Below are 25247 nucleotides of genomic sequence, written 5' to 3' on the forward strand. Positions count from 1 at the left end.
TGGTAGATTTTCAAGTCTGACGCTATCACTTTAGTATAATTAACGTTATAATATAAGTAGCAGAGCCAGCCTCTGTTGACTAAATTGAAAAGGAGTTAGAATAAATGGCTAAAAGAGAATTCCCTCTTGAGAAAACAAGAAATATCGGAATCATGGCCCATATCGATGCTGGTAAGACCACAACGACTGAACGTATCTTGTACTATACTGGTAAGATCCATAAAATCGGTGAAACTCACGAAGGGGCTTCACAAATGGACTGGATGGAACAAGAACAAGAACGTGGGATTACCATCACCTCAGCGGCTACAACCGCTCAATGGAAGGGTTACCGTGTAAACATCATCGATACGCCAGGGCACGTGGACTTCACAGTTGAAGTTGAACGTTCTCTACGTGTATTGGACGGTGCGGTAACAGTACTTGACGCGCAATCAGGGGTAGAACCTCAAACTGAAACTGTATGGCGTCAAGCAGATACTTACCATGTTCCACGTATCGTTTTCGCTAACAAGATGGATAAGCTAGGCGCAGACTTCTTATATGCTGTAAGCACAATTAGAGACCGCCTAGGTGCAAATGCACACCCTATCCAATTACCAATTGGTGCTGAAGATAACTTCACTGGCATCATTGACTTGGTAACCATGAAGGCTGAAATCTACAAAGATGACCTTGGTACTGAAATTGAAGAAACTGAAATTCCAGAAGAATACCAAGAACAAGCCGAAGAATGGCGTACAGACCTCGTTGAAGCTATCGCTGATACAGATGAAGATTTAATGATGGCTTACCTCGAAGGCGAAGAAATCTCTGAAGACCAATTAAAGGCTGCTATCCGTAAAGCAACCTTAGCTTTAGACTTCTTCCCAGTAATGTGTGGGTCTGCCTTCAAGAACAAGGGTGTTCAAATGATGTTGGATGCGGTAATTGACTACTTACCAGCACCAACTGATGTACCACCAATCGAAGCAGAAATGGCTAATGATCCAGAACATACCTTCGAAGTTCGTGCAAATGATGACGCACCATTCTCAGCCTTAGCTTTCAAGGTCATGACTGACCCTTATGTTGGTCGTCTAACTTTCTTCCGCGTGTACTCAGGTACGCTTGAAGCTGGTTCTTACGTTCTAAACGCGACATCAGACACACGTGAACGTGTTGGTCGTATCCTCTTCATGCACGCTAACTCACGTTCTGAAGTTGATGAAGTCTTCTCTGGTGATATCGCAGCAGCTGTTGGTTTGAAGAATACGACGACGGGGGATACTTTGTGTGATACTAAGACACCAATTATTCTCGAACGTATGGAATTCCCAGAACCTGTTATCGAAGTTGCGATTGAACCAAATACCAAGGCTGACCAAGATAAGATGCAATTAGCGCTTGCTAAGTTAGCTGAAGAAGACCCTACCTTCCGTGCGACAACTGACCAAGAAACTGGTCAGACCATTATCGCCGGGATGGGTGAATTGCACTTGGACATCATCGTTGACCGTTTGAAACGTGAATTCAACGTTGAAGCTTCTGTAGGTGCACCACAAGTTTCTTACCGTGAAACCTTCACTAAAGAAACTAAGGCTCAAGGTAAGTTCGTACGTCAGTCTGGTGGTAAAGGTCAATACGGTGATGTATGGATCGAATTCACACCTAATGAAGAAGGCGCTGGCTTCGAATTCGAAGACGCTATCGTCGGTGGGGTTGTTCCTCGTGAATACATCCCTTCAGTTGAAGCTGGTTTGAAAGACGCTATGGAAAATGGTGTTCTTGCAGGCTTCCCATTAGTTGACGTGAAGGCGAAACTTTACGATGGTTCTTACCACGATGTCGACTCTAGTGAGTCTGCCTTCAAGGTTGCTGCTTCTCTTGCATTACGTAATGCAGCTAAAGACGCTGGGGCCGTTATCCTTGAACCAATGATGAAGGTTGACGTGGTTGTTCCTGATGAATACCTAGGGGATGTTATGGGACACGTTTCTGCTCGTCGTGGCCGTATTGAAGGTCAAGAACCACGCGGAAACGCTATCCAAATTCACTCCATGGTACCACTTTCAGAAATGTTCGGTTATGCAACAACCCTACGTTCTGCAACTCAAGGTCGCGGTACCTTCACTATGGCTTTTGACCACTATGAACCAGTTCCTAAATCCGTTGGTGACGAAATTGTCGCTAAATACGGTAAGGGCGGCGAATAGTCTTAAAGCCTAAGACTTAACCCTTGACAAAGTAAGAGTTGACGGGGCAAATTGAGCAAGTTTTCTTGACTTTAGCCCCTGTCCCTCTTATAATATAATCATTCAATCTATAGTAGATTATTATGGATAATATTGCTTAAATTCTGAGGAGGAAATTTAAAAAATGGCAAAAGAACATTTTGATCGTTCAAAACCACACGTTAATATCGGTACTATTGGTCACGTTGACCACGGTAAAACTACTTTATCAGCAGCTATCGCTACTGTATTAGCTAAAAAAGGCTTTGGTGAAGCTAAAGACTACGCTGCAATCGATAACGCTCCAGAAGAGCAAGAACGTGGTATTACAATCAATACTTCACACATCGAATACGAAACAGCTAACCGTCACTATGCTCACGTTGACTGCCCAGGGCACGCGGACTACGTTAAGAACATGATCACTGGTGCTGCTCAAATGGACGGCGCGATTTTAGTAGTTGCTGCAACTGACGGCCCAATGGCTCAAACTCGTGAACACATCTTGTTAGCTCGTCAAGTAGGGGTTCCTTACATCGTTGTATTCTTAAACAAATGCGACATGGTTGACGACGAAGAATTACTAGAATTAGTAGAACTTGAAGTTCGTGACCTCTTATCAGAATACGACTTCCCAGGTGACGATACACCAATCATCGCTGGTTCTGCTCTTAAAGCCCTTGAAGGCGACGAAAAATACGAAGACAAGATCATGGAATTAATGGATGCTGTTGATGAATACATCCCAACTCCAGAACGTGACACTGATAAACCATTCATGATGCCAGTTGAAGACGTGTTCTCAATCACTGGTCGTGGTACAGTTGCTACTGGCCGTGTTGAACGTGGTAAAGTTGAAGTTGGTAACGAAGTTGAAATCGTTGGTATCAACCCAGATATCACTAAGACAACTGTTACTGGTCTTGAAATGTTCCGTAAGACTCTTGACTACGCAGAAGCTGGTGACAACGTTGGTGCCTTACTACGTGGGGTAACTCGTGAAAACATCGAACGTGGTCAAGTATTAGCTGCACCAGGAACTATCACACCACATACTAAGTTCGAAGCAGAAGTATACGTGTTGACTAAAGAAGAAGGTGGCCGTCATACGCCATTCCTATCTAACTACCGTCCACAATTCTACTTCCGTACAACAGACATCACTGGTGTTATCACTCTTCCAGAAGATACACCAATGGTTATGCCTGGTGACAACGTTACAATGTCAGTTGAATTGATCAACCCAGTTGCGATCGAAGAAGGTACAAACTTCTCTATTCGTGAAGGTGGCCACACTGTTGGTGCCGGCGTTGTATCAAAAATTGATGCTTAATTAAAGTATTCATTTCCTGACACTTAAGTTAAATATGATCAGACGAAAAAGGGGGCTTCGGCCCTCTTTTTATTTATTCTTTGAGATCTTTACCACACTTTGTTCGTGAGCATCCGTTTTGCTTTTGAATTTAATCGTTAAATATTTAGAGGATCAACACTGGCTAAAGCCGTCTTGTACTTTATCCGTAAGTCGCTAAAGCTCCAACGGCTAAAGCATGGCATCGGTTCGAGCCTTGGTCTCTCGCCTAGCGAGCTTCAAAGGGCTAGTAAGGCTAGCGCCAACTATCCCTAATTCACATCGCTTGCTTTTGTCACGGCTAACGATTAAATTCAAAGCTCCACTCCTGCTCATAAATAAAAAGCAAATTTTAATCTCAATGAATTAAAAATTAAATCCAAATATATAAGCGCTGTAAGCATTTTTAAAATTCGCTAATATTCTTTAAATTCTATAGATAATTTAAAGAAAATAAAGGCTTATCTTGACGATAACCCCTTTAAATATTTGTCCTCGCTAGTAAATCATGCTATATTTTATGGAGAGAAAAGGGGGCCTATTGATGACAAAGGATATTGAAGCTGTAATTGATCGCTATAAGGAAGAGAAGACGGGGGCTAATACCCTAGCCTTACTCCAAGCTGTTCAAAAAAGTCAGTTCCAGGTTCTGCTTGCCAAAGACCAAGATGGCGCACGAGCTGGAGAACAAGAACGTTTGATTACGGTGAAGAGCCCAGATGCTTTAACCTACTTGGCGGTTTTTACACCGCGCGGTTTGGAAGCGGTCTTGGCTGATTTGGGTCCTTTAAACACTAAAGACCTCGCTTACGCTGACCTAGCCGCCATGTTTATGGATGAGAAAGATAATCCCCAACTGGCAGGCTTTATGATCAATAATAATACAGACCATATCAAATTTACCCGCGAGCTGATTCAAAAGATTGCCCGGACTTAGCTTCCTTCCAGCGGTCCTTTTCAGGCCAATTGGATTGGTGTAAAATAAAGGCTAAGGGGCTAGCCCTGGCAATGAAGGGTTGGCTTGATTTTAAACAAGATGAGGGATTATGATGAAACTAATCTTAATACGACATGGGCAGAGTGAAGCCAACCTAGCGAATCTCTTTACTGGTTGGTATGATTCGCCCTTAACCGACCAAGGCAAGGCAGATGCCTACCAAGCCGGCTGCCTCCTAAAAGCAGCGAATATACACGTGGATGTGGCTTACAGTTCCTTACTCAGCCGGGCTATCCAGACCAGCTACTTTGTCCTATCTGCTATGGACCAGCTCTATGTGCCCTACCAGAAGAACTGGCGGCTGAATGGTCGACATTATGGGGCTTTGGAAGGCCACAATAAAAGCGCGATGAAAGAAAAATACGGGGAAGACCAGGTCCATGCCTGGCGTCGGACTTACGATGTGCGCCCACCAGTCGATCCGGCGGGCATCCAAGACCCACGCTACGCCCACTTGGACCAAGGATCGCTCCGGGCAGGGGAATCGCTCAAGGATACCTTAGAGCGCCTTGCTCCCTACTGGCAGGATGAGCTGGCTCCAGCCCTTAAATCAGGGAAAAATGTCCTGATTGTCGGTCACGGCAACGGCTTGCGGGCCCTGGTTAAATATATCGAAAATATTTCGGACGATGCCATTGAAGGTGTTGAAATACCCAACGCCCAACCTATCGTCTATGATCTAAACTCCGATTTAGAAATTCGATCACGCCAGATCTTGAAATCAGAATAAACTAATAAATCCAATAAAAGCAGCCTTTAGGGGCTGTTTTTATTGTTGCTTTAGCTGGCACCAGCTTATAAATAGTAAGGAAAATGATTAGCCTTGATCGTTAATTCATCATTTTCAATAGGCGATCAGTTTTGAGCTAAAGACAGTATTATCCAAGAGCAAGTCACTATGATAAAGTAAGTATAATCCAAAGAGAAAGAGTGTGATTTGCATGTCAGAATTTACCATCCATACCATTGAAAGTGCTCCAGAAAAATCGAAAAAAGTTTTAGAAACGGTCTATAAGGAAAACAAAGGCTATATTCCTAACTTGATTGGACTCTTAGCGAATGCTCCAGCTAGTTTGGAAGCCTACCGTAAAGTAGGGGCCATTAATCACAAGACCAGCCTATCTCCCCTGGAACGCGAAGTGGTACAGATTACAGCCGCCCGCCGCAACGGTTGCGATTTTTGTGTGGCAGGTCACACTGCCCTTGCAGTTAAGCAGCTAGATATTGATCCGAAGCTCCTAAAAGAATTAAAAGACCAAAGTCCCATTGTGAGTGACCAGAAGTTAGACGCCTTGGCTAACTTTACGCGGGCCCTTATCCAAGATCGGGGCAAGGTGAGCGACCAAGACTTGGCCAATTTTTTTGCAGCTGGCTATGACCAACAAGCTGCCTTAGAAGTCGTATTAGGGGTCAGTTTGGCTACACTCTGCAATTATGCGAATAATCTGGCGAAGACACCGATTAATCCAGAACTTCAGGAATACGCTTAAGGAGGGCTTGTCATGTCATTTTTCTCAGATGAATTCATTAGCTATTTAGACGCGCACGCTGATCTTATTGACCAGGAATCTGGACGCTACGGCGATGACCTCTTGGAACGCATTGCGGCTGAAGGGGCCTTCCGGGTTGGGGTTCCTGAAGCATTCGGCGGGACTGGGGGAAGCTCCAAGACGTGGTTGAAGTGCTAGCTGAATTAGCTCAACATTCCTTAACCGCAGCCTTTATCTCCTGGGGCCACCGCACCTTCATTGACAATATCCTCCATAGTGACAATGCCTTCTTCCGCGATCGCTATTTAGACCGTCTGTTGACAGGAGAATATGCAGGGGCTACGGCCTTATCCAATGCGGTTAAACATCTATCAGAATTAGAAGACCTGAACGTGACCATTCGTAAGGAAGGGGAGGCTTACAAGCTATACGGCCGTCTGCCCTGGGTCACCAATGCCCGTGCCCGCGACTTTATTACGATTTTCGTGGCTGGCTTTGAAGAGGAAGAACGGTCGCCGATTGTCCTGGCCATTCCATCCAATGCAGCTAACTTCCACCGGTCGCGGGACTTAGAATTTGTTTCCCTCCAAGGCTCCAATACGGCAGCCTTGACCTTCGACGGCGTGGTTTTGGATAAGAACTGGGTCCTTGCGGATGATGCTGGTGACTTTCTTAAAGAGAACCGTCCGGCCTTCCTTGGCTTCCAATTTGGACTAGCATTTGGCTTAGCTGAGAAGTCCCTGTCTGAAGTGGAAGACAATCTCGACCGGCGCTGGGTGCTTGAAGAGGAATACCATGACGCCTTGTCTGAGCTCAACCGCATTAAAGATGAGCTTTACCAAGGCCTAGAGAATCCCCATTACTTTGTTGAGCGGCCGCGTGAACTCTTCCAATTGCGGATTGATATTGTGGATGTGGTCGCCCAAAGCCTCTTGCTCGAACTTCAAGCGGGCGGTGGAGCAACTTATTTCAAAGCAGCCGAGTCAGGTTTTATCCGCCGTTGGAATGAGGGGGCCTTCCTACCCATTGTTTCTCCAAGTGCGGTGCAATTGCGCCATATCCTCCAAGTCAATTAATTAGTCAAATAGAACCTTCGATAGACGGGAGTTTCCACTCTCGTCTTTTTTGCTTGGCTTCTCAGTAGGTTAAGTTCCCGTCTTATGATAAACTAGGGATAAAGACCAAAATTATATAGAGAGGAGAGGATCGCATTAAAAGAAGACTTTATATCGTTCTGGGTTTTCTTTCCTTCATAATTGGAGCCATCGGAGTCGTCCTGCCAGTCCTGCCGACAACGCCCCTCTTGCTGCTTTCAGCCTGGTTCTTTGCCAGAAGTTCTGAGCGTTTTCGTGCATGGTTGGAGAGCACCCGGCTTTACCAGATTTATGTGGGAGAATATCAGCGAACGGGTGGAATTCGCTGGCGGAAGAAATGGCAGATTCTAATCTTTACTTACTTGGTCATGGGAATTTCGATTTACTTCGTTCCCCTGTGGCCAGTACGGGTTTTCATCATCATCTGTGGCTTGTGTTTTGGCTACTTCCTCTTCTTCCGTATTAAGACCATTCGTTAAGAGGAGGGATAACAGTGAAAGAAGAGAAGACAAGGATTCGCCTGATGGGTACCTGGATTGATCTCTATGTCCGCCATGACCAAGCTAAGGCTCTTCTAGCGCGGGCGGTCCAAAAGCTCTATGATTATAATGAGCGTTTCTCGGCCAATGATCCCAATTCACAATTGATGCAGGTCAACCAGAGGGCAGGCCGCTCTGCTCGGGCAGTCGATCCAGATCTCTTTGAATTGATTAAGCTAGGTAAGGCAGAGAGCATTGCTTCTAAGGGCCGCTTAAATATTGCCATTGGCCCCTTAGTCAAGCTTTGGGGGATAGGTTTTGAAGGAGCTCATAAGCCTAGTCACCAAGCAATCGAAGCTTGTTTGGAAAGGATTGACCCCAGGCAAATTGCGTTGAATGAGGCCAGCCATGAAGTTTACCTCGCTAGGCAAGGGATGGAGATCGACCTAGGGGCACTGGCCAAGGGCTATTTTGCGGACCAGATTATGGACGATTTTATCCAAGCTGGTGCCCAGTCGGCCATGATTAACCTGGGAGGCAATGTCAAGGTTTATGGCCCTCCACCCAAACGGCCGGAGCTTAGGGATTGGCGGATTGGCATCCAAGACCCCCGCAAGCCAAGAGGTCAGAACTGTGCTGTCCTCCAGGTCCACAACCAATCTGTGGTCACTTCAGGAGGCTATGAGCGCAAGTTGGACGTCGATGGCCATTCTTACCAGCATATTTTTGACAGCCGGACGGGTTACCCCGTGGAGAATGAACTGGCGAGTGTGAGTGTGCTGGCTGACCAGTCGGTGATGGCAGAGGTTTGGACCACCCGGCTCTACCCACTAAGCTTGACCGAAATCCAAGCAGAATTAGCCCAAGCCAAAGACTATCAGGCCCTCGTTATCGATAAGCAAGGTCGTCTCCTTGCTAGCCGCGGCCTCTTAGATCATTTACAAGTTTTGAAATAAGCTATATAGAAAGGAAGGCAGTTATGAAAAAAATTGCAGCCATTGTTGGCACTAATTCGAAGCAATCAACCAACCGGGATCTTTTAAACTATATGAAGGACCACTTCAAAGACCAGGCCCAATTCGATATCATTGAGATCGATGGTCTGCCCCTCTTTGCTAAAAATGAGGAGGGCAAGGTGCCAGAACTCGCCCTTAAGATTGGCGAGCGAATCGACCAAGCCGATGGGGTGGTCATCAGTACGCCGGAGTATAATCATTCGATTACCTCAGTCCTAACCAATGCCTTGCACTGGTTGTCCTACCACCAATACCCACTGGCTGATAAACCGGTGATGATCACTGGCGCTTCATATGGTCGATTGGGCTCTTCCCGGGCTCAGATGCACCTGCGTCAGATCCTGGATTCGCCAGATATTCGGTCGCGTGTTATGCCGAATGAAGAATTCTTACTTGGTTTCTCCTTGCAAGCCTTCGATGAAGATGGCGCTTTGAAGGATCCTGGGGAGGTTAAGCAGCTGGAAGAGATGTTTGATTCTTTCCTTAGATATATTGATAATACGAATGAATTTGTAGCGAATAATGCAGATGTTAAGGCAGAAGTGAAGAACTTCTCCTGGCAAGATGAAGCAGAGAAAGGAGACGCCTAATGAGAATAGTAGGAATTGTTGGATCAGCAGGTGATAAGTCATATAATCGCCAATTACTTCATTATATTCAATCCGAATTTGATGACCTATTTGATTTGGAAATTGTAGAGATTAAACACCTCCCCCTCTTCAACCAAGACCATCCAGAACTTATGGTGGAAGGCCCTCTGCACACTATCAATCGTAAAATTCTCCAAGCAGATGGGGTAATTATCGCAGTGCCAGAGCATAACCATACCATCCCTGGGCCCTTGAAGAGCTTATTGGAATGGCTATCCTTTACCGTTCATCCGCTTAAGAATAAGCCGGTTAAGATTGTGGGGGCCTCTTATTTAGACCAGGGGACTTCTCGGTCTCAGCTCCACCTCCGTCAAATTTTAGAAGCGCCAGGCATCGACGCCCTGGTTATGCCGGGTCAAGAATTCCTCTTGGGGAATTGCCAAACAGCTTTTGATGCCGAAGGACGCTTGAAGGACCAAGAAACGGCTAATTTCCTTCGTGAATCCTTAAAGAAATTTATCAAGTATGTCGATGCCCTCAAACCACTGGAATACACCCACAGCTTCCCAGATGAGGACCTAACCGCTCAGAAGGGAACGGATACAACAATTGAGGGGGTCGATATGACCGACCCAGAATGGGTGGAGAAAGCAGCGGAGAAAGTGGGCGCAGTGTCAGGGGACACCTATGTGAAATTAGACCGCGGTCTACTGACAGTCGACCAACTCAATTGGTTCCTGAAAACCATCCCTCTAGAATTAACCTATGCGGATGAAAATAACCAATACCTCTATTACAACCGGAACAAGCCAGGTGAAGAGATGTTCGCCTCTCGCTTTGAACCGGATGTTGGGAAACCTCTAGGCAACGTTCCCCCGCCACGGACCTATAAGAATGTTTCCTGGGTCATCTCCCAACTCCGTTCAGGGAACCTGGATGGGGTCCATGTCCATGTGCCAATCCACAAAGATCATTATGTGGTCCACAACTATGTGGCCATGCATGACGAAGACGGCAAGTATCGGGGGATCAACGAACACGTCCTCGACTTACAACCTGTGATTGATTGGTACTTAGAACAAACTGGCCAAGAGCTAGTGGGTTCAACTGATGCAGATTCTGGTGCTTCCATGGGTGGTGCTTGGGGCACAGACGACGCAAAAGATTCAGATGCCGATAGTGGAGCTAGTGACAGTGAAGAGACAACCGATCTTTCTTCAGGTGCTAGTGAAGCACAAGCAAGTGGTGAAACGGATATTGATTCTGGTGCTTCAGAAGTATAAGCATATCATCGGGCTAAGCCTCCCTGGGAAACTGGGGAGGTTTTTTCTTATTTAGATCACTCAAAAGTCATTGCGACTCACTAGGTAGCGTTGCCTACAAATACTTGGTTTTTAAGTCTTAGAAAGAAATATAAAAAAATCGCGAAAAAGCTTGAAATATCCATTAAGTATCTGTATAATATTACGAGTGCCCACCAGAAAGGGCGCAAACCCATATAAATCAATGGGTTGAGGAGCTTTGATGCGTAAGGTTGCGACACGCCCGGACGCTTTGCCATAGAGGGCGGGCCGGTCATTTACGCGGAGCAAGTCAATTTATAAAAACTGACGAGGAGGAAACAAACATGGCAAAACAAAAAATTCGTATCCGCTTAAAAGCTTACGAACACCGTGCACTTGATCAATCAGCACAAAAAATCGTAGAAACAGCAAAACGTACAGGGGCAGAGGTTGCTGGACCAGTTCCACTTCCAACTGAACGTTCATTATTCACCGTAATCCGTGCGACTCACAAGTACAAAGATTCCCGTGAACAATTCGAACTACGTACCCACAAACGTTTAGTGGATATCGTAAACCCAACACCTAAGACGGTTGATGCGCTAATGAAATTAGACTTACCGTCAGGCGTTAACATTGAAATTAAACTTTAATTCCATTATCCTAGAGAAGTTGTATAACTTCGCATTCATATAGTTATCAAAATTAAAAAAATTACGGAGGTGTAATCATGACTAAAGGAATCTTAGGTAAAAAAGTAGGGATGACGCAATACTTCACTGAGTCAGGTGAATTAGTTCCTGTAACTGTTGTCGAAGTAACTCCTAACGTTGTGTTGCAAGTAAAATCTAATGAAACAGATGGTTACGAAGCAGTGCAATTAGGTTTCGACGATAAACGTGAAGTATTAGCTAACAAACCTGAAAAAGGTCATGTAGCAAAAGCAGAAACTACTCCTAAGCGCTTCATTCGCGAATTTCGTAATGTTGAGCTTGGAGAGTACGAAGTAGGTAAAGAAGTAACGGTGGATATCTTCCAAGCAGGCGACATTGTCGATGTAACCGGAACCTCTAAAGGTAAAGGTTTCCAAGGCGCGATCAAACGTCATGGTCAACAACGTGGTCCAATGTCACACGGTTCACATTACCACCGCGCAGCTGGTTCAATGGGTATGGCTTCTGATGCTTCTAAAGTATTCAAAGGCAAAGCTCTTCCAGGCCGCATGGGTGGCAACACCGTAACAATCCAAAACCTAGAAATCGTTAAAGTCTTAGTTGACCAAAACGCTATCTTAATTAAAGGTAACGTACCAGGTGCTAAGAAATCATTAGTAGAAATCAAAACTGCTAACAGCGCACAAGCCTAATAATTGAGGAAGGGAGGAATTTCAGAATGGCTAATGTAACAGTATTTAAACAAGATGGTTCACAAGCAGGCGAAATCACATTAAACGACAACGTGTTCGCAATTGAACCTAACGAAAACGCAATCTATGATGTTGTAATTATGCAACAAGCTTCTTTACGCCAAGGGACCCACGATGTGAAATCACGTGGTGAAGTAAGCGGCGGTGGCCGTAAACCATGGCGTCAAAAAGGGACTGGCCGTGCACGTCAAGGCTCAATCCGTTCTCCTCAATGGGTAGGCGGTGGCCGCGCATTCGGACCAACTCCACGCTCTTACCAATATAAATTACCTCGCAAGGTACGTCGTTTAGCACTTAAATCTGTGTTATCACAAAAAGTTGCTGAAGGTAATTTAATCGTTGTGGACGCTTTAAACTTCGAACAAGCGAAAACTAAAGAATTCAAAGCCGTATTAAACAACTTAAATGTTGACAGCAAAGTGCTTGCCGTAATCGATGCCGACAACCAAGAAGCAGCTCGTGCTGCCCGTAACTTGGCTAAGGTAACCGTTGTAGACGAAAAGAACGTGAACGTTTATGACCTCGTAAATAACGAAAAAGTTATCATTACGCAATCTGCACTTTCTGATCTAGAGGAGGTACTTGCATAATGACAGCACATGACATTATCAAACGTCCAGTCATCACTGAAGCATCTATGGATGCCATGGACGAAAACAAATATACCTTCGAAGTTGATGTAAACGCCAATAAAGCAGCAGTTAAACATGCCATCGAAGAAATCTTTGACGTAACTGTTGTTAAAGTAAACATCATGAACGTGAAAGGTAAATTAAAACGTATGGGTCGTTACGCTGGTTACACGCGTAAAACCCGTAAAGCAATCGTAACTTTAGCTGAAGGCGACGCAATCGAAATCTTCGGCGCAGAAGACGCAGAATAAGAATAGGAGGAAACGAACGTGGCGATTAAAAAATATAAAGCTACTTCTAATGGTCGTCGTAACATGTCAGGTTATGACTTCTCAGAAATCACCAAATCGACTCCTGAGAAAACACTCTTAGAAAAACAAAGCAAGCGCGCAGGTCGTAACAACCGTGGTAGCATCACAGTTCGTCACCACGGAGGCGGCCACAAGCAAGCTTACCGTATTATCGACTTCAAACGTAATAAAGATGATATCGAAGGTGTAGTTAAAGCAATCGAATACGATCCAAACCGTTCAGCAAACATTGCTTTAATCCACTACACTGACGGTGTGAAAGCCTACATCATTGCACCTAAGGGCCTTAAAGTAGGGACCCGCATCATGTCTGGTGAAAATGCCGACATCAAAGTAGGTAACGCACTTCCATTACGCTCTATCCCAGTGGGTACTGTTATCCACAACATCGAAACTAAGCCAGGTAAAGGTGGCCAATTAGTTCGTGCAGCTGGGACTAGCGCTCAAGTATTGGGTAAAGAAGACAAATACGTATTAGTTAAATTAAGCTCAGGCGAAGTTCGTATGATCTTAGGCACTTGCCGGGCAACAGTTGGTTCAGTTGGTAATGAACAACACGAACTAGTAACTGTTGGTAAAGCAGGTCGCTCACGCTGGTTAGGCAAACGCCCAACTGTTCGTGGTTCTGTAATGAACCCTAACGATCACCCTCACGGTGGTGGTGAAGGTCGTGCACCAATCGGACGTAAGGTTCAAATGACACCTTGGGGCAAACCTGCTCGTGGGATCAAGACTCGTGATAAGAACGCACGCAGCAATAAACTTATTGTTCGTCGTCGCAACAAATAGCACTTCCATTAAATAGGAGATACGAAAGGAGCCAAATATATGAGCCGTAGTATTAAGAAAGGGCCTTTCTGTGACGACCATTTAATGAAAAAAGTGGAAGCACAGCAAGATGCCGATAAAAAATCAGTAATCAAAACCTGGTCACGTCGTTCAACAATTTTCCCTAACTTCATCGGGTTAACCATCGCTGTTTATGATGGACGCAAACACGTACCAGTTTACATTCAAGAAGACATGGTTGGCCACAAATTAGGTGAATTTGTACCAACACGTACTTATCGTGGACATGCGAAAGACGATAAAGCAACACGTCGTTAAGATGAGGGGAGGAAATAAATAATGGCAGAACAAACAACTGCAAAAGCAACTGCAAGAACAGTTCGCATCTCTGCTCGCAAAGCACGCTTAGTTATTGATTTAATCCGTAACAAGACAGTCGGCGAAGCAATTGCTATTCTAAAGAACACTCCTCGTGCAGCATCGCCTGTAATCGAGAAAGTGTTGAACTCTGCAATCGCAAATGCAGAACACAACTATGACTTAGATGTTAGCAAATTATTTATCAGTGAAGCATATGTGAACGAAGGGCCTACAATGAAACGTTTCCGCCCTCGTGCAAAAGGTGGCGCATCAAGAATTAACAAGCGTACTAGTCACATCACTGTTGTGGTAAAAGAAGCAGGGGAGGAATAATTAGTGGGTCAAAAAATTAATCCTACCGGTTTGCGTATCGGAGTTATCAAAGACTGGGACGCACGCTGGTATGCAGAAAAAGATTACGCAGATACTTTGCATGAAGACTTAAGCATCCGTGAATACATCGACAAAGCCCTTAGCGAAGCTTCAGTTTCCAACGTAGAAATCGAACGTGCAGCTAACAAGGTTAACGTGAACATCCACACTGCTAAACCAGGTATGGTTATCGGTAAAGGTGGTTCAGAAGTTGATGCTTTACGTAAGAGCTTAAATAACTTAACAGGTAAACGTGTACACATCAATGTGGTTGAAATCAAGAACCCAGACTTAGATGCACGCTTAGTTGCTAAGAATATTTGCGAACAACTTGAAAACCGTGTGGCCTTCCGCCGTGCGCAAAAACAAGCTGTTCAACGTACAATGAAAGCTGGCGCTCAAGGGATCAAAGTTATGGTTTCCGGCCGTTTAAACGGTGCAGATATGGCGCGTTCAGAAACAACTGACGAAGGAACTGTTCCATTACATACTTTACGTGCAGATATTGACTATGCATGGGAAGAAGCAGATACAACTTACGGTAAGATCGGTGTCAAAGTATGGATTTGTCGTGGTGAAGTCCTTCCTACAGTAAATAATCAAGAGGAGGAATAGCATGTTAGTACCAAAACGTGTAAAACATAGACGTGAATTCCGCGGTAAAATGCGCGGCGAAGCTAAAGGCGGAAAAGAAATTGCTTACGGCGAATACGGTCTACAAGCCTTAGATTCAAAATGGATTACTAACCGTCAAATTGAATCTGCGCGTATCGCCATGACACGTTTCATGAAACGTGGCGGGAAAGTTTGGATCAAAATCTTCCCTCATAAATCATATACCGCAAAAGCTATTGGTGTTCGGATGGGTTCTGGTAAAGGTGCTCCTGAAGGATGGGTTGCTCCCGTTAAACGTGGGAAAATCATGTTCGAAGTAGGTGGCGTTCCTGAAGAAGTAGCAAAAGAAGCGCTTCGTTTAGCAATGCATAAATTACCAGTTCGTTGCAAAATCGTAAAACGTGAAATTGGTGGTGAACTGAATGACTAAATTTGAAGAAATTAAAAATTTATCCGCTGCTGAACTTGAAGCAAAGGAAAAAGAATACAGACAAGAGTTGTTCAATCTCAGATTCCAATTGGCAACAGGTCAGTTAGAAAATACAGCACGCATCAAACAAGTGCGCAAAGAAATTGCTCGTATTAAAACTGCTCTACGCCAGGAAGAATTAGCTAAGTAATCATCAGTGAAGGAGGGAACCCAGTAGTATGGCAGAACGTAAAAATCGTAAAGTATACCAAGGACGTGTCGTTTCTGACAAAATGGAAAAGACCATTGTTGTCCAAGTAGATACTTTTAAATTCCATCCAACTTATGGAAAACGTATTAAATACTCTAAGAAATATAAAGCACATGATGAAAACAATTCAGCAAAAATGGGTGATATTGTACGAATTATGGAAACACGTCCATTATCCAAAGATAAGCACTTCCGTCTTGTTGAAATCGTTGAAGAATCAGTTATCATTTAACAATTAACTGGAAGGAGGATACTTTAGGATGATTCAAACAGAAACTCGTATGAAAGTGGCTGATAACTCAGGCGCTCGTGAAGTTTTAACTATTAGTGTACTCGGCGGATCAGGCCGTAAAACCGCTAATATTGGTGACGTCGTAGTTTGTTCAGTGAAGAACGCTACACCAGGTGGCGTTGTTAAGAAGGGTGACGTTGTCAAAGCTGTTATCGTTCGTAGCAAGAGCGGGGCTCGCCGTGCAGATGGTTCATACATCAAGTTTGACGAAAATGCATGCGTGATTATCCGCGACGACAAGACACCTCGTGGTACACGTATCTTTGGCCCAGTTGCTCGGGAATTGCGCGAAAACAATTTCATGAAGATTGTTTCCCTAGCTCCGGAAGTATTATAATAAATAGATCAAAAAGGAGGTGCCCATCGATGCGTATTAAAACAGGTGATACTGTAATTGTGATTGCAGGTAAAGATAAAGGAACGCAAGCAACTGTTAAGCAAACTTTACCAAAACAAGATAAAGTCATTGTCGAAGGCGTAAACATTGTTAAGAAACACCAAAAACCTTCACAAGTTAACCCACAAGGCGGTATTGTGGAAGAAGAAGCGCCAATCCATGTTTCTAACGTTCAATTAGTAGATCCAAAAACGGGCGAAAAAACACGCGTAGGTATCGAAGAAAAAGATGGCAAACGTGTACGTGTAGCTCGTAAATCTGGCGAAGTAATTGACTAATACGGGAAGGAGGACAATAGAACATGACTAATCGTTTAAAAGAAAAATACTCAAACGAGATCGTACCAGCATTAATTGAAAAATTTAATTATAGCTCTCCAATGCAAACCCCTAAGATTGACAAAATTGTGATCAACATGGGTGTTGGTGACGCTGTAACCAACTCTAAGAACTTAGACAAAGCAGTTGAAGAGTTAACTTTAATTTCAGGTCAAAAACCAGTTATTACTCACGCTAAGAAATCAATCGCTGGCTTCCGCTTACGTGAAGGAATGCCTATCGGTGCAAAAGTAACCCTACGTGGTGAACGCATGTATGACTTCTTAGACAAGTTAATCACTGTTTCATTGCCACGTGTACGTGACTTCCGCGGGATCAGCAAACGTTCATTCGATGGCCGTGGGAACTACACTTTAGGTATCCGTGAACAATTAATCTTCCCTGAAATCGACTTTGACAACGTTGACAAAGTACGCGGGATGGATATCGTTATCGTTACAACTGCGAACACTGATGAAGAATCAAAAGAGTTATTAACTCAAATTGGAATGCCGTTCCAAAAATAATAGGAGGAGGGAATCGATTTGGCTAAAAAATCAATGATTGCGAAAAATAAACGCAAAGCAAAATATTCAACACAAGAATACACACGCTGCGAACGCTGCGGCCGTCCACACTCTGTTTACCGTAAATTCAAGTTATGCCGTATCTGCCTCCGTGAACTTGCCTATAAAGGACAAATTCCTGGTGTCAGAAAAGCTAGTTGGTAATCGAGAGTAATAAGTAAAGGAGGGTGAACAGGTAATGGTCATGACAGATCCAATCGCTGATTTCTTAACACGCGTGCGTAACGCTAATATGGTACGCCACGAGTCTTTTGAAGTTCCAGCATCAGCAATGAAAGTTGCAATCACAAAGATTCTTAAAGAAGAAGGTTACATCAAAGATTTCGAAGTCATTGAAGATGACAAGCAAGGTATCATCCGTGTCTTCATGAAATATGGTAAGAATAACGAACGTGTTATCACAAACTTAAAACGTATTTCTAAACCAGGTTTACGTGTATATGCGAAAACTGATGAAGTCCCTAAAGTCTTGAACGGTTTAGGAATTGCCATCATTTCAACTTCTGAAGGTGTTATCACTGATAAAGAAGCTCGCGCTAAAAACGTTGGTGGCGAAGTCTTAGCTTACGTATGGTAGGCCCTAAAAAATAAAATTGAAAGAGGTGCAGTCTAGATGAGTCGTGTTGGTAATAAACCAGTAACAATTCCTAGTAACGTAACCATCGATGTACAAGACCACACTTTAACCGTTAAAGGCCCTAAAGGTGAACTAACTCGTACATTCGATCCACAAATTACAATCAATGTAGAAGAAAACGAAATCACTTTCGAACGTCCTAACAACCAAAAGAATGTTCGCGCTTTACACGGGACAACTCGTGCTTTAGTTAATAACATGGTTCTAGGGGTTAGCGAAGGTTTCAAGAAAACCTTACTCTTACAAGGGGTAGGTTACCGTGCACAAGCCCAAGGTAACAAATTAACGCTGAGCGTTGGTCTTTCCCACCCAGCAGAGTTTGACATTCCTGAAGGCATCGAAGTTGATTTACCATCAAATACTGAAATTAACATTTCAGGTGCAGATAAAGACTTAGTAGGCCAATTCGCCGCTAACGTTCGTGAAATTCGTCGTCCAGAACCTTACAAAGGTAAAGGGGTACGTTACTCTGACGAACACATTATCCGCAAAGAAGGTAAAACCGGTAAATAATCTTAGGATTATCCTTACCTATCAAATTAAAGTAGAAAATAAGAGGTGAACCATTTTGATTAGCAAACCAGATAAAAATGTCTTACGTAAAAAACGTCACGCACGTGTACGTCGTCACATTTCTGGAACAGCAGAGTGCCCACGCTTGAGCGTTTTCCGCTCAAATAAACACATCTACGCTCAATTAATTGATGACGTAGCGGGTGTTACGCTTGCAAGTGCCTCTGATGGTGAAGAAACTGGGACAAAAGTTGAAAAAGCTGCAGCCGTTGGTAAGAAAATTGCCCAAGCTGCATCTGAACAAAATGTCAAAACCGTTGTCTTTGACCGTGGCGGTTACCAATATCATGGCCGCGTACAAGCTTTAGCTGACGCTGCACGTGAAAACGGACTAGAATTTTAGGAAAAGGAGGAAGCCATAACATGACAAACAAATTTGTACAAGTTAACGACCGTGAAATCGAAGATCGCGTTGTTGCTATCAATCGTGTCACTAAAGTAGTTAAAGGTGGCCGTCGCATGAACTTCTCCGCGCTTGTAGTAGTAGGCGACAAAGATGGACACGTTGGATTCGGTACAGGTAAGGCTGCTGAAGTTCCTGAAGCAATCCGTAAAGCGGTTGAAGCTGCTAAGAAGAACATGATCGAAGTTCCTCGCGCAGGAACCACTATCCCTCATGAAGTATTAGGTATTTTTAACGGGGGCAAAGTCCTCTTGAAACCAGCTAAGAATGGTTCGGGGGTTGCTGCTGGTGGTCCAGTTCGTGCCGTTGTCGAATTAGCAGGTATTGCAGATATCACTTCTAAGTCACTCGGATCAAACACTCCAATTAACATTGTGCGTGCAACCATCCAAGGGCTTAAAGAATTGAAATCTCCTGAAGAAATCGCTGAATTACGTGGTAAGTCAGTCGAAGAAATTTTAGGTTAAGGAGGCTTACAACATGGCAAAAGTTCAAATAACTTTAAAACGCAGTGTTATCGGTCGTCCAGTTGACCAAATCAAAACCTGTGAAGCACTGGGCCTAACCCGGACTGGTCGCACAGTTGAAAAAGAAACAAATGCAGCAATCGACGGAATGATCAAGAAGATTGCCCATTTAGTTGAAGTTAAAGAAGTAAAATAATACAATAAGAAATAAGGAGGTGCCTTGAAGATTATGAAATTACACGAGTTAAAAGCAAGTGAAGGATCACGTCATGTCCGTAACCGTTTAGGACGTGGGTCTGGATCAGGTAACGGTAAGACTTCAGGTCGCGGCCAAAAAGGTCAAAAAGCTCGTTCAGGCGGTAAAGTACGTTTAGGTTTTGAAGGTGGGCAAACCCCATTGTACCGTCGTATCCCTAAACGTGGTTTTACAAACATTAACCGCAAAGAATACGCCATCGTTAATATCGACGATTTAAACGTTTTTGAAGATGGGGCTGAAGTAACGCCAGAAGCTTTAGTTGAAGCTGGTCTTGTTAAGAATACCAAGAAAGCTATTAAAGTTTTAGGTGCTGGTGAATTAGAACGCAAACTAACCGTTAAAGCAGCTAAATTCTCAGCTACAGCTAAAGAAGCAATTGAAGCAGCTGGGGGCACAATCGAGGTGATCTAATGTTCACTACTCTGAAAGCTGTATTTCAGGATAAAGACGTTAGAAGTCGCATCCTCTTTACTTTGGGAATGTTAATTGTGTTCCGTCTCGGGACACATATAACAGTTCCAGGTGTGAATGCACAAGCGATAAATACGCTCGTTAATTCAGGGCTCTTTGGTCTGTTGAATACCTTTGGCGGCGGGGCCTTGCACAACTACTCAATCTTTTCCTTAGGGGTCTCCCCTTATATCACGGCTCAGATTGTGGTACAGCTTTTGCAGATGGACATTGTGCCAGCCTTTACAGAATGGTCGAAACAAGGTGAAGTGGGACGGCGTAAGCTGAATAAGTGGACACGCTATCTCTCTGTTCTTGTTTCTTTCTTCCAAGCCATTGCGATTTCGGTTGGCTTTAACTCCCTCTCGCAATTCGGCCTGATCAAGGATCCAGGAATGCTCACTTACTGCATTATTGCCTTGGTCATGACAGCTGGGTCCATGCTCGTTGTATGGATCGGGGAGCAAATCACCCAATTCGGTATCGGGAATGGGGTTTCTCTGATTATCTTCTCGGGGATTGTTGCTCGGATTCCCGGCGAAGTCCTCACCGCTGTTAAGAAAGGCTTAATTGATGTGACTGACCAAGCTCAGCTCACTCAAAATGCCATCTTTGGGGGTATTTTTGCCCTTGTTGCATTACTTCTAATTATCTTAGTTGTTTACGTCAACCAAGCTGAACGGCGTATTCCGGTACGCTATTCCAAACGGGCGAGCACAGTAGTGGAACAATCCCATATGCCGCTGAAGATTAACTCAGCCGGGGTTATTCCAGTTATCTTTGCCAGCTCCATCATCATGGTGCCACAAACGGTTCTCAGCCTCTTGTCGGCCCAGTTCTCAGATGCCGCTTGGTTCAAAACAGCAGAGACAGTCTTTAATCTCGAACAACCAATCGGGATGACCATATATGCGGTAACGATTGTACTCTTTACATTCTTCTATGCGCATATCCAAATTAATCCTGAACGCGTTGCCGAGAACTTCCAAAAATCAGGCGCTTATATCCCTAGTGTGCGTCCTGGTTTACCAACAGAACGTTATATTTCCAAGATGCTCAATCGTTTAAGCAGTGTGGGCTCATTATTCTTAATGATGATTGCCATCCTACCTCTAATGGGGTCCTATTTCTTTGATCTTCCACGAACGATTGGTCTTGGAGGGACAAGTTTACTCATCGTTGTCGGTGTCGCACTCGATACAGCTAAACAAATTGAAGGTCGCTTAATCAAGCGTCGCTATGTAGGCTTTATTCGCTAGTCAAGAATTGAAGTTCGGAGGATGGAAATGAATATTATTTTGATGGGGCTGCCAGGTGCTGGTAAGGGTACCCAAGCAGAAAAAATTGTGGCAACTTATGACATTCCACATATTTCAACAGGAGATATGTTCCGTCAAGCCATCAAAGACCAAACCCCACTCGGTAAAGAAGCTAAATCATACATGGACAAGGGTGGCCTTGTGCCAGATGAAGTAACGAATGGGATTGTTAAAGAACGTTTACAACAAGCAGACACAGAAGCTAAGGGTTTCATGTTAGATGGCTTCCCACGGACGCTCAACCAAGCTAAGGCCTTGGAAGAAATCCTGGAAGACATTAACAAGACCATTGATGCTGTCATTTATATCGATGTTGATCCTGAAGTCCTAGAAAAACGCCTAAGTGGTCGGATTATCTGTGGCAATTGTGGGGCAACCTTCAATGTCAACTTTAACCCTCCGAAAGAAGAAGGCGTCTGTGATCGCTGTGGGGCAGAAGAATTCTATACCCGCGACGATGATAAGGCTGAAGTGGTTAAGAATCGGATCGAAGTTAACCAAGAGCAACAAGCCCCAATCCTCGACTTCTACGAAAGTCAAGGTAAGGTTTACCGGGTGCCTGGTGACATCGGAATCGATAATGTCTTTAACGAAATCAAAAAGATCATTGAATAAAGTCTTGCATTAGATGTTCTTTAATGGTATAATGTTCAGTTTAATCCTATTGAGAACTTTTGAGATGAGTTTTTCTTCATGTTGTCGTGTCGCACATATGTGTAACGAGGAGGAAATATAGTGTCTAAAGAAGATATGATCGAAGTAGAAGGTACAGTCACTGAGACTTTACCTAATGCAATGTTCAAAGTCGAACTTGAAAACGGCGTAGAGATTCTTGCCCATGTGTCTGGGAAGATTCGTGTGAATTATATTCGAATTCTACCGGGTGACCGTGTAAAAGTCGAAATGTCTCCATATGATCTGACCAAGGGACGGATTACATATCGTTTCAAGTAATTTCTAAATGATATAAGGAGGTCAATCGTGAAAGTTAGAGCGTCTGTTAAACCAATTTGCGACAAATGCAAAGTGATTCGTCGTAATGGCAAAGTCATGGTAATTTGCCAAAACCCTAAACATAAACAACGCCAAGGTTAATAAAGGAGGTGCCAATCGAATGGCTCGTATTGCAGGGGTAGATATTCCACGTAACAAACGTATTGTCATTGCCTTAACTTACATTTATGGGATCGGGAACACAACAGCTAAAAAGATCTTAGCTGATGCTGGCGTTTCTGAAGATATCCGTGTGAATGATTTAAGCAATGATGAATTAGATAAGATTCGTGCAGAAGTTGATAAGATCAAGGTTGAAGGTGACTTACGTCGTGATGTCAACATGGACATCAAACGTTTACAAGAAATCGGTTCCTACCGTGGTATGCGTCACCGTCGTAACCTACCAGTTCGCGGTCAAAATACTAAGAACAATGCTCGTACCCGTAAAGGTCGCGGTGTAGCGATCCCAGGTAAGAAGAAATAATTAATTTAAAGTAAAGGAGGCAAGTTAATCAAATGGCTAAAGCAAAACGTCAAACACGTAAACGTCGCGTGAAAAAGAATGTTGAAGTTGGTGTTGCTCATATCCACTCAACTTTCAATAATACTATTGTTATGATTACTGATGAACATGGTAATGCAATTTCATGGTCATCCGCAGGTGCACTTGGTTTCAAGGGTTCCCGTAAATCAACACCTTATGCTGCCCAAATGGCTTCAGAAGCTGCTTCTAAGACTGCTATGGACCAAGGCATGAAGACTGTTGAAGTATCTGTTAAAGGCCCAGGACCTGGTCGTGAATCTGCAATTCGTGCTTTACAAGCTGCTGGTTTGGAAGTTACCTCAATTCGTGACGTAACCCCAATCCCACACAACGGTTGCCGTCCTCCAAAACGTCGTCGTGTATAGTACTGTTTTTCAAACAGCTTGCCGAAAACTTTTTGGAAGCAGTAGTGGTGCAAAATTCACGTTTTGAAAGGGGAATACTTGTAGATTATGATCGAAATTGAAAAACCAACTATTGAAACGATTGAGATCAGCGATGATAACAAATTTGGTAAATTTGCGATTGAACCATTAGAACGTGGTTACGGAACAACCTTAGGCAATTCCCTGCGTCGTATTTTACTCTCATCATTGCCTGGTACAGCGGTAACATCAGTTCAGATTGATGATGTTTTACATGAATATTCTACAATCCCAGGTGTCCGCGAAGATGTCACTCAAATTGTATTGAACATCAAGAAGCTTTCCTTGAAACTTTATGATGTTGAAGAAAAACAAGTCGAAATTGATGTAGTTGGCCCAGCAGAGGTCACTGCAGCGGATATTACGGCCGATGCTGATTTTGATATCATGAATCCAGACTTGCACATTTGCAGCCTCGAAGATGGAGCCCGTTTCCATATGCTGATGAATGTTCAAAATGGTCGTGGTTTTGTTCGCTCTGAACATAACAAATCAGAAAATATGCCAATTGGCGTAATTCCAGTAGATTCAATCTACACACCAATCGAAAAAGTTAACTACCAAGTTGAAAATATCCGTATTGGTGAAATTAACCAGTTCGATAAGTTGACTTATGATATCTGGACTGACGGGACGATAGCCCCTCATGAAGCGTTGAGTTTAGCTGCTAAGATTCTAACGGAACACTTGGCGATCTTCGTTGATATGACCAATGAAGCAAAATCTGCTGAAATCATGGTCGAAAAAGAAGAAACTCAGAAAGAAAAAATGCTCGAAATGTCAATCGAAGAATTGGATCTTTCTGTTCGCTCATACAACTGTTTGAAACGTGCAGGTATCAATACTGTGGATGAATTAACTGACCGAACTGAACAAGAAATGATGAAAGTTCGTAACTTAGGCCGTAAGTCACTCGATGAAGTCAAGAATAAGTTGGCTGCCCTCGATTTAAGCTTGCGCCAAGAAGATTAATTATAAAGTGAAGGAGGAATTCTCTGATGAGTTACCGTAAATTAGGTCGCACCAGCTCACAACGTAAAGCTCTATTACGTGATTTGACGACTGATTTAATTATCAATGAACGTATCGAAACTACCGAATCTCGTGCTAAAGAAATCCGTAAATCTACTGAAAAAATGATTACTTTAGGCAAGAAAGGTGACCTTAGCGCACGTCGTCAAGCTGCTAAATTTGTTCGTAACGAAATCGCTGATGTTCGTGCGGAAGATGATGACATCGTTATTGAAACAGCCTTACAAAAATTATTCAACGAGTTAGGCCCTCGCTATGCTGATCGTCAAGGCGGCTATACCCGTATTCTTAAGACTGAACCTCGTCGTGGTGACGGTTCTAAGATGGCGATTATTGAATTAGTGTAAGCCAGATGTATGTAGAGCGTTATGATGATGGGGTAACCCAAGTCTAGCTCTTTCACTTCCGGGGCAGGTGCTCCGGAAGTGAAAATATATCCTAATTCCAAAACACGAGCATCCATGTTATTGCATGAATGCTTTTTTTGTTATCAGGGTGTGAGCAGTTGCGTCCAGACTTGAATGACTGGAGCCCAAACGGAAAAGAGCGGCTTTAGCCGATCGTTCCGATTGGGTGAAGTCACTTCAAGTCTGCAACTGCGAACCCGACTATATCAGGGTGTGAGCAAAGGCGGTTAGAAAAGGATGACTGGAGGCAAAAGGGATAAGAGCGGCTTCAGCCGGTCGTTTCCTTTTGCTGAAGTCACTCCTTTTCTGCCTTTGCAAGCCCGACTATACCAGGGTGTGAGAGGATGCGGGAGAAAGGGACCTCTGGAGTAAAAAGACAGAGAAGGCTGCAAGCCTTCGACGTCCTTTTACGAAGAGGAGCCCTTTCTGCATCCTCGAACCCGA

Annotated in this window: 38 protein-coding genes and 1 pseudogene; all 39 read left to right on the forward strand. The window is 43.8% G+C overall.

Annotated elements, in window-relative coordinates:
• Nucleotides 1-104 precede the first annotated feature (104 nt).
• The gene (gene fusA / locus HMPREF3090_RS04875) at nt 105-2195 is read left to right on the forward strand and encodes an elongation factor G (RefSeq protein ID WP_067973080.1); all 2091 of its coding nucleotides are present in this window, start codon (nt 105-107) and stop codon (nt 2193-2195) included.
• Between the two features lie 163 nt (nt 2196-2358).
• The gene (gene tuf / locus HMPREF3090_RS04880) at nt 2359-3546 is read left to right on the forward strand and encodes an elongation factor Tu (protein ID WP_067973078.1); all 1188 of its coding nucleotides are present in this window, start codon (nt 2359-2361) and stop codon (nt 3544-3546) included.
• 562 nt (nt 3547-4108) lie between these two features.
• Nucleotides 4109-4501: an SseB family protein gene (locus HMPREF3090_RS04885; RefSeq protein WP_067973075.1), complete on the forward strand. Its 393-nt coding sequence runs from the start codon at nt 4109-4111 to the stop codon at nt 4499-4501.
• Between the two features lie 109 nt (nt 4502-4610).
• Nucleotides 4611-5291, forward strand: coding sequence for a 2,3-bisphosphoglycerate-dependent phosphoglycerate mutase (locus tag HMPREF3090_RS04890; RefSeq protein WP_067973071.1), 681 nt, complete (start codon nt 4611-4613; stop codon nt 5289-5291).
• 211 nt (nt 5292-5502) lie between these two features.
• Nucleotides 5503-6051, forward strand: a complete 549-nt coding sequence (locus tag HMPREF3090_RS04895) for a carboxymuconolactone decarboxylase family protein (protein WP_067973067.1) — start codon at nt 5503-5505, stop codon at nt 6049-6051.
• 12 nt (nt 6052-6063) lie between these two features.
• Nucleotides 6064-7127: pseudogene (locus HMPREF3090_RS04900) on the forward strand (acyl-CoA dehydrogenase family protein).
• A 152-nt stretch (nt 7128-7279) separates the two neighbouring features.
• On the forward strand, nt 7280-7624 hold the full coding sequence (locus HMPREF3090_RS09590) for a YbaN family protein (protein ID WP_256364775.1): 345 nt from the start codon (nt 7280-7282) through the stop codon (nt 7622-7624).
• Between the two features lie 44 nt (nt 7625-7668).
• Complete coding sequence (locus HMPREF3090_RS04905; protein ID WP_067976538.1) at nt 7669-8580, forward strand: FAD:protein FMN transferase; 912 nt, start codon at nt 7669-7671, stop codon at nt 8578-8580.
• A 23-nt stretch (nt 8581-8603) separates the two neighbouring features.
• On the forward strand, nt 8604-9230 hold the full coding sequence (locus tag HMPREF3090_RS04910; RefSeq protein WP_070486079.1) for an NADPH-dependent FMN reductase: 627 nt from the start codon (nt 8604-8606) through the stop codon (nt 9228-9230).
• Nucleotides 9230-10513, forward strand: a complete 1284-nt coding sequence (locus tag HMPREF3090_RS04915) for an NADPH-dependent oxidoreductase (RefSeq protein ID WP_070486081.1) — start codon at nt 9230-9232, stop codon at nt 10511-10513. Before HMPREF3090_RS04910 ends, HMPREF3090_RS04915 begins: the two co-directional genes overlap by 1 nt.
• 344 nt (nt 10514-10857) lie before the next feature.
• On the forward strand, nt 10858-11166 hold the full coding sequence (gene rpsJ, locus HMPREF3090_RS04920) for a 30S ribosomal protein S10 (RefSeq protein ID WP_067973054.1): 309 nt from the start codon (nt 10858-10860) through the stop codon (nt 11164-11166).
• A 77-nt stretch (nt 11167-11243) separates the two neighbouring features.
• Complete coding sequence (rplC, locus tag HMPREF3090_RS04925) at nt 11244-11879, forward strand: 50S ribosomal protein L3 (protein WP_067973051.1); 636 nt, start codon at nt 11244-11246, stop codon at nt 11877-11879.
• A 26-nt stretch (nt 11880-11905) separates the two neighbouring features.
• On the forward strand, nt 11906-12529 hold the full coding sequence (rplD, locus tag HMPREF3090_RS04930) for a 50S ribosomal protein L4 (protein ID WP_067973048.1): 624 nt from the start codon (nt 11906-11908) through the stop codon (nt 12527-12529).
• On the forward strand, nt 12529-12822 hold the full coding sequence (gene rplW / locus HMPREF3090_RS04935) for a 50S ribosomal protein L23 (RefSeq protein WP_067973045.1): 294 nt from the start codon (nt 12529-12531) through the stop codon (nt 12820-12822). The genes rplD and rplW overlap by 1 nt, the downstream gene beginning before the upstream one ends.
• A gap of 18 nt (nt 12823-12840) precedes the next feature.
• Nucleotides 12841-13671, forward strand: a complete 831-nt coding sequence (gene rplB, locus HMPREF3090_RS04940) for a 50S ribosomal protein L2 (RefSeq protein ID WP_067973042.1) — start codon at nt 12841-12843, stop codon at nt 13669-13671.
• 39 nt (nt 13672-13710) lie between these two features.
• Entirely contained in the window at nt 13711-13989 is a 279-nt protein-coding gene (rpsS, locus tag HMPREF3090_RS04945; protein ID WP_067973039.1) for a 30S ribosomal protein S19, read from the forward strand.
• A 21-nt stretch (nt 13990-14010) separates the two neighbouring features.
• Nucleotides 14011-14364 carry a 50S ribosomal protein L22 gene (rplV, locus tag HMPREF3090_RS04950; protein WP_067973036.1) on the forward strand — a complete coding sequence of 118 codons (354 nt, stop codon included), beginning with the start codon at nt 14011-14013 and terminating at the stop codon, nt 14362-14364.
• A gap of 3 nt (nt 14365-14367) precedes the next feature.
• Complete coding sequence (gene rpsC, locus HMPREF3090_RS04955; protein WP_067973033.1) at nt 14368-15018, forward strand: 30S ribosomal protein S3; 651 nt, start codon at nt 14368-14370, stop codon at nt 15016-15018.
• 1 nt (nt 15019) lies between these two features.
• A complete protein-coding gene (gene rplP / locus HMPREF3090_RS04960; protein WP_067973029.1) occupies nt 15020-15448 on the forward strand; it encodes a 50S ribosomal protein L16 in 429 nt (142 codons plus the stop codon).
• Nucleotides 15441-15638, forward strand: a complete 198-nt coding sequence (gene rpmC, locus HMPREF3090_RS04965; protein ID WP_067973027.1) for a 50S ribosomal protein L29 — start codon at nt 15441-15443, stop codon at nt 15636-15638. Before rplP ends, rpmC begins: the two co-directional genes overlap by 8 nt.
• Before the next feature lie 28 nt (nt 15639-15666).
• Nucleotides 15667-15930, forward strand: a complete 264-nt coding sequence (gene rpsQ, locus HMPREF3090_RS04970) for a 30S ribosomal protein S17 (RefSeq protein WP_067973024.1) — start codon at nt 15667-15669, stop codon at nt 15928-15930.
• Nucleotides 15931-15958: 28 nt separating this feature from the next.
• On the forward strand, nt 15959-16327 hold the full coding sequence (gene rplN / locus HMPREF3090_RS04975; protein WP_067973021.1) for a 50S ribosomal protein L14: 369 nt from the start codon (nt 15959-15961) through the stop codon (nt 16325-16327).
• 29 nt (nt 16328-16356) lie between these two features.
• Nucleotides 16357-16665 (forward strand): 50S ribosomal protein L24, encoded by a 309-nt coding sequence (gene rplX, locus HMPREF3090_RS04980; protein ID WP_067973017.1) that lies wholly within the window; start codon nt 16357-16359, stop codon nt 16663-16665.
• Nucleotides 16666-16688: 23 nt separating this feature from the next.
• Complete coding sequence (gene rplE / locus HMPREF3090_RS04985; protein ID WP_067973015.1) at nt 16689-17231, forward strand: 50S ribosomal protein L5; 543 nt, start codon at nt 16689-16691, stop codon at nt 17229-17231.
• A gap of 18 nt (nt 17232-17249) precedes the next feature.
• On the forward strand, nt 17250-17435 hold the full coding sequence (locus HMPREF3090_RS09595) for a type Z 30S ribosomal protein S14 (protein WP_083272384.1): 186 nt from the start codon (nt 17250-17252) through the stop codon (nt 17433-17435).
• Nucleotides 17436-17469: 34 nt separating this feature from the next.
• Nucleotides 17470-17868, forward strand: a complete 399-nt coding sequence (gene rpsH / locus HMPREF3090_RS04990; protein ID WP_067973014.1) for a 30S ribosomal protein S8 — start codon at nt 17470-17472, stop codon at nt 17866-17868.
• 36 nt (nt 17869-17904) lie between these two features.
• Nucleotides 17905-18441, forward strand: a complete 537-nt coding sequence (rplF, locus tag HMPREF3090_RS04995; RefSeq protein ID WP_067973011.1) for a 50S ribosomal protein L6 — start codon at nt 17905-17907, stop codon at nt 18439-18441.
• A 55-nt stretch (nt 18442-18496) separates the two neighbouring features.
• Nucleotides 18497-18844, forward strand: a complete 348-nt coding sequence (gene rplR / locus HMPREF3090_RS05000) for a 50S ribosomal protein L18 (RefSeq protein WP_067973008.1) — start codon at nt 18497-18499, stop codon at nt 18842-18844.
• A gap of 20 nt (nt 18845-18864) precedes the next feature.
• On the forward strand, nt 18865-19371 hold the full coding sequence (gene rpsE / locus HMPREF3090_RS05005) for a 30S ribosomal protein S5 (protein WP_067973005.1): 507 nt from the start codon (nt 18865-18867) through the stop codon (nt 19369-19371).
• A gap of 13 nt (nt 19372-19384) precedes the next feature.
• On the forward strand, nt 19385-19567 hold the full coding sequence (gene rpmD, locus HMPREF3090_RS05010; RefSeq protein ID WP_067973002.1) for a 50S ribosomal protein L30: 183 nt from the start codon (nt 19385-19387) through the stop codon (nt 19565-19567).
• Between the two features lie 33 nt (nt 19568-19600).
• Nucleotides 19601-20041 (forward strand): 50S ribosomal protein L15, encoded by a 441-nt coding sequence (gene rplO / locus HMPREF3090_RS05015; protein WP_067972999.1) that lies wholly within the window; start codon nt 19601-19603, stop codon nt 20039-20041.
• Complete coding sequence (gene secY, locus HMPREF3090_RS05020; protein ID WP_067972997.1) at nt 20041-21339, forward strand: preprotein translocase subunit SecY; 1299 nt, start codon at nt 20041-20043, stop codon at nt 21337-21339. Before rplO ends, secY begins: the two co-directional genes overlap by 1 nt.
• A 27-nt stretch (nt 21340-21366) precedes the next feature.
• Nucleotides 21367-22014 carry an adenylate kinase gene (locus HMPREF3090_RS05025; protein ID WP_067972994.1) on the forward strand — a complete coding sequence of 216 codons (648 nt, stop codon included), beginning with the start codon at nt 21367-21369 and terminating at the stop codon, nt 22012-22014.
• A gap of 120 nt (nt 22015-22134) precedes the next feature.
• Complete coding sequence (gene infA, locus HMPREF3090_RS05030; protein WP_067972992.1) at nt 22135-22353, forward strand: translation initiation factor IF-1; 219 nt, start codon at nt 22135-22137, stop codon at nt 22351-22353.
• Nucleotides 22354-22380: 27 nt separating this feature from the next.
• Entirely contained in the window at nt 22381-22494 is a 114-nt protein-coding gene (gene rpmJ / locus HMPREF3090_RS09600; protein ID WP_083272385.1) for a 50S ribosomal protein L36, read from the forward strand.
• Nucleotides 22495-22513: 19 nt separating this feature from the next.
• Nucleotides 22514-22879, forward strand: a complete 366-nt coding sequence (rpsM, locus tag HMPREF3090_RS05035; protein ID WP_067972988.1) for a 30S ribosomal protein S13 — start codon at nt 22514-22516, stop codon at nt 22877-22879.
• A 32-nt stretch (nt 22880-22911) separates the two neighbouring features.
• Complete coding sequence (gene rpsK / locus HMPREF3090_RS05040) at nt 22912-23304, forward strand: 30S ribosomal protein S11 (RefSeq protein ID WP_067972985.1); 393 nt, start codon at nt 22912-22914, stop codon at nt 23302-23304.
• A gap of 87 nt (nt 23305-23391) precedes the next feature.
• On the forward strand, nt 23392-24336 hold the full coding sequence (locus tag HMPREF3090_RS05045) for a DNA-directed RNA polymerase subunit alpha (protein WP_067972982.1): 945 nt from the start codon (nt 23392-23394) through the stop codon (nt 24334-24336).
• A 26-nt stretch (nt 24337-24362) separates the two neighbouring features.
• Nucleotides 24363-24743 (forward strand): 50S ribosomal protein L17, encoded by a 381-nt coding sequence (gene rplQ / locus HMPREF3090_RS05050; RefSeq protein WP_067972980.1) that lies wholly within the window; start codon nt 24363-24365, stop codon nt 24741-24743.
• Nucleotides 24744-25247: the final 504 nt, after the last annotated feature.

This window comes from Aerococcus sp. HMSC23C02 (assembly GCF_001806805.1).
Lineage (GTDB): Bacteria > Bacillota > Bacilli > Lactobacillales > Aerococcaceae > Aerococcus > Aerococcus sanguinicola.

Excerpts from the sequence above, each read along its gene's own strand:
- fusA (WP_067973080.1), top strand. The coding sequence starts at position 105 with ATGGCTAAAAGAGAATTCCCTCTTGAGAAAACAAGAAATATCGGAATC.
- tuf (WP_067973078.1), top strand. The coding sequence starts at position 2,359 with ATGGCAAAAGAACATTTTGATCGTTCAAAACCACACGTTAATATCGGT.
- HMPREF3090_RS04885 (WP_067973075.1), top strand. The coding sequence starts at position 4,109 with ATGACAAAGGATATTGAAGCTGTAATTGATCGCTATAAGGAAGAGAAG.
- HMPREF3090_RS04890 (WP_067973071.1), top strand. The coding sequence starts at position 4,611 with ATGATGAAACTAATCTTAATACGACATGGGCAGAGTGAAGCCAACCTA.
- HMPREF3090_RS04895 (WP_067973067.1), top strand. The coding sequence starts at position 5,503 with ATGTCAGAATTTACCATCCATACCATTGAAAGTGCTCCAGAAAAATCG.
- HMPREF3090_RS04905 (WP_067976538.1), top strand. The coding sequence starts at position 7,669 with ATGGGTACCTGGATTGATCTCTATGTCCGCCATGACCAAGCTAAGGCT.
- HMPREF3090_RS04910 (WP_070486079.1), top strand. The coding sequence starts at position 8,604 with ATGAAAAAAATTGCAGCCATTGTTGGCACTAATTCGAAGCAATCAACC.
- HMPREF3090_RS04915 (WP_070486081.1), top strand. The coding sequence starts at position 9,230 with ATGAGAATAGTAGGAATTGTTGGATCAGCAGGTGATAAGTCATATAAT.
- rpsJ (WP_067973054.1), top strand. The coding sequence starts at position 10,858 with ATGGCAAAACAAAAAATTCGTATCCGCTTAAAAGCTTACGAACACCGT.
- rplC (WP_067973051.1), top strand. The coding sequence starts at position 11,244 with ATGACTAAAGGAATCTTAGGTAAAAAAGTAGGGATGACGCAATACTTC.
- rplD (WP_067973048.1), top strand. The coding sequence starts at position 11,906 with ATGGCTAATGTAACAGTATTTAAACAAGATGGTTCACAAGCAGGCGAA.
- rplW (WP_067973045.1), top strand. The coding sequence starts at position 12,529 with ATGACAGCACATGACATTATCAAACGTCCAGTCATCACTGAAGCATCT.
- rpsS (WP_067973039.1), top strand. The coding sequence starts at position 13,711 with ATGAGCCGTAGTATTAAGAAAGGGCCTTTCTGTGACGACCATTTAATG.
- rplV (WP_067973036.1), top strand. The coding sequence starts at position 14,011 with ATGGCAGAACAAACAACTGCAAAAGCAACTGCAAGAACAGTTCGCATC.
- rplP (WP_067973029.1), top strand. The coding sequence starts at position 15,020 with ATGTTAGTACCAAAACGTGTAAAACATAGACGTGAATTCCGCGGTAAA.
- rpmC (WP_067973027.1), top strand. The coding sequence starts at position 15,441 with ATGACTAAATTTGAAGAAATTAAAAATTTATCCGCTGCTGAACTTGAA.
- rpsQ (WP_067973024.1), top strand. The coding sequence starts at position 15,667 with ATGGCAGAACGTAAAAATCGTAAAGTATACCAAGGACGTGTCGTTTCT.
- rplN (WP_067973021.1), top strand. The coding sequence starts at position 15,959 with ATGATTCAAACAGAAACTCGTATGAAAGTGGCTGATAACTCAGGCGCT.
- rplX (WP_067973017.1), top strand. The coding sequence starts at position 16,357 with ATGCGTATTAAAACAGGTGATACTGTAATTGTGATTGCAGGTAAAGAT.
- rplE (WP_067973015.1), top strand. The coding sequence starts at position 16,689 with ATGACTAATCGTTTAAAAGAAAAATACTCAAACGAGATCGTACCAGCA.
- rpsH (WP_067973014.1), top strand. The coding sequence starts at position 17,470 with ATGGTCATGACAGATCCAATCGCTGATTTCTTAACACGCGTGCGTAAC.
- rplF (WP_067973011.1), top strand. The coding sequence starts at position 17,905 with ATGAGTCGTGTTGGTAATAAACCAGTAACAATTCCTAGTAACGTAACC.
- rpsE (WP_067973005.1), top strand. The coding sequence starts at position 18,865 with ATGACAAACAAATTTGTACAAGTTAACGACCGTGAAATCGAAGATCGC.
- rpmD (WP_067973002.1), top strand. The coding sequence starts at position 19,385 with ATGGCAAAAGTTCAAATAACTTTAAAACGCAGTGTTATCGGTCGTCCA.
- rplO (WP_067972999.1), top strand. The coding sequence starts at position 19,601 with ATGAAATTACACGAGTTAAAAGCAAGTGAAGGATCACGTCATGTCCGT.
- secY (WP_067972997.1), top strand. The coding sequence starts at position 20,041 with ATGTTCACTACTCTGAAAGCTGTATTTCAGGATAAAGACGTTAGAAGT.
- HMPREF3090_RS05025 (WP_067972994.1), top strand. The coding sequence starts at position 21,367 with ATGAATATTATTTTGATGGGGCTGCCAGGTGCTGGTAAGGGTACCCAA.
- rpsM (WP_067972988.1), top strand. The coding sequence starts at position 22,514 with ATGGCTCGTATTGCAGGGGTAGATATTCCACGTAACAAACGTATTGTC.
- rpsK (WP_067972985.1), top strand. The coding sequence starts at position 22,912 with ATGGCTAAAGCAAAACGTCAAACACGTAAACGTCGCGTGAAAAAGAAT.
- HMPREF3090_RS05045 (WP_067972982.1), top strand. The coding sequence starts at position 23,392 with ATGATCGAAATTGAAAAACCAACTATTGAAACGATTGAGATCAGCGAT.
- rplQ (WP_067972980.1), top strand. The coding sequence starts at position 24,363 with ATGAGTTACCGTAAATTAGGTCGCACCAGCTCACAACGTAAAGCTCTA.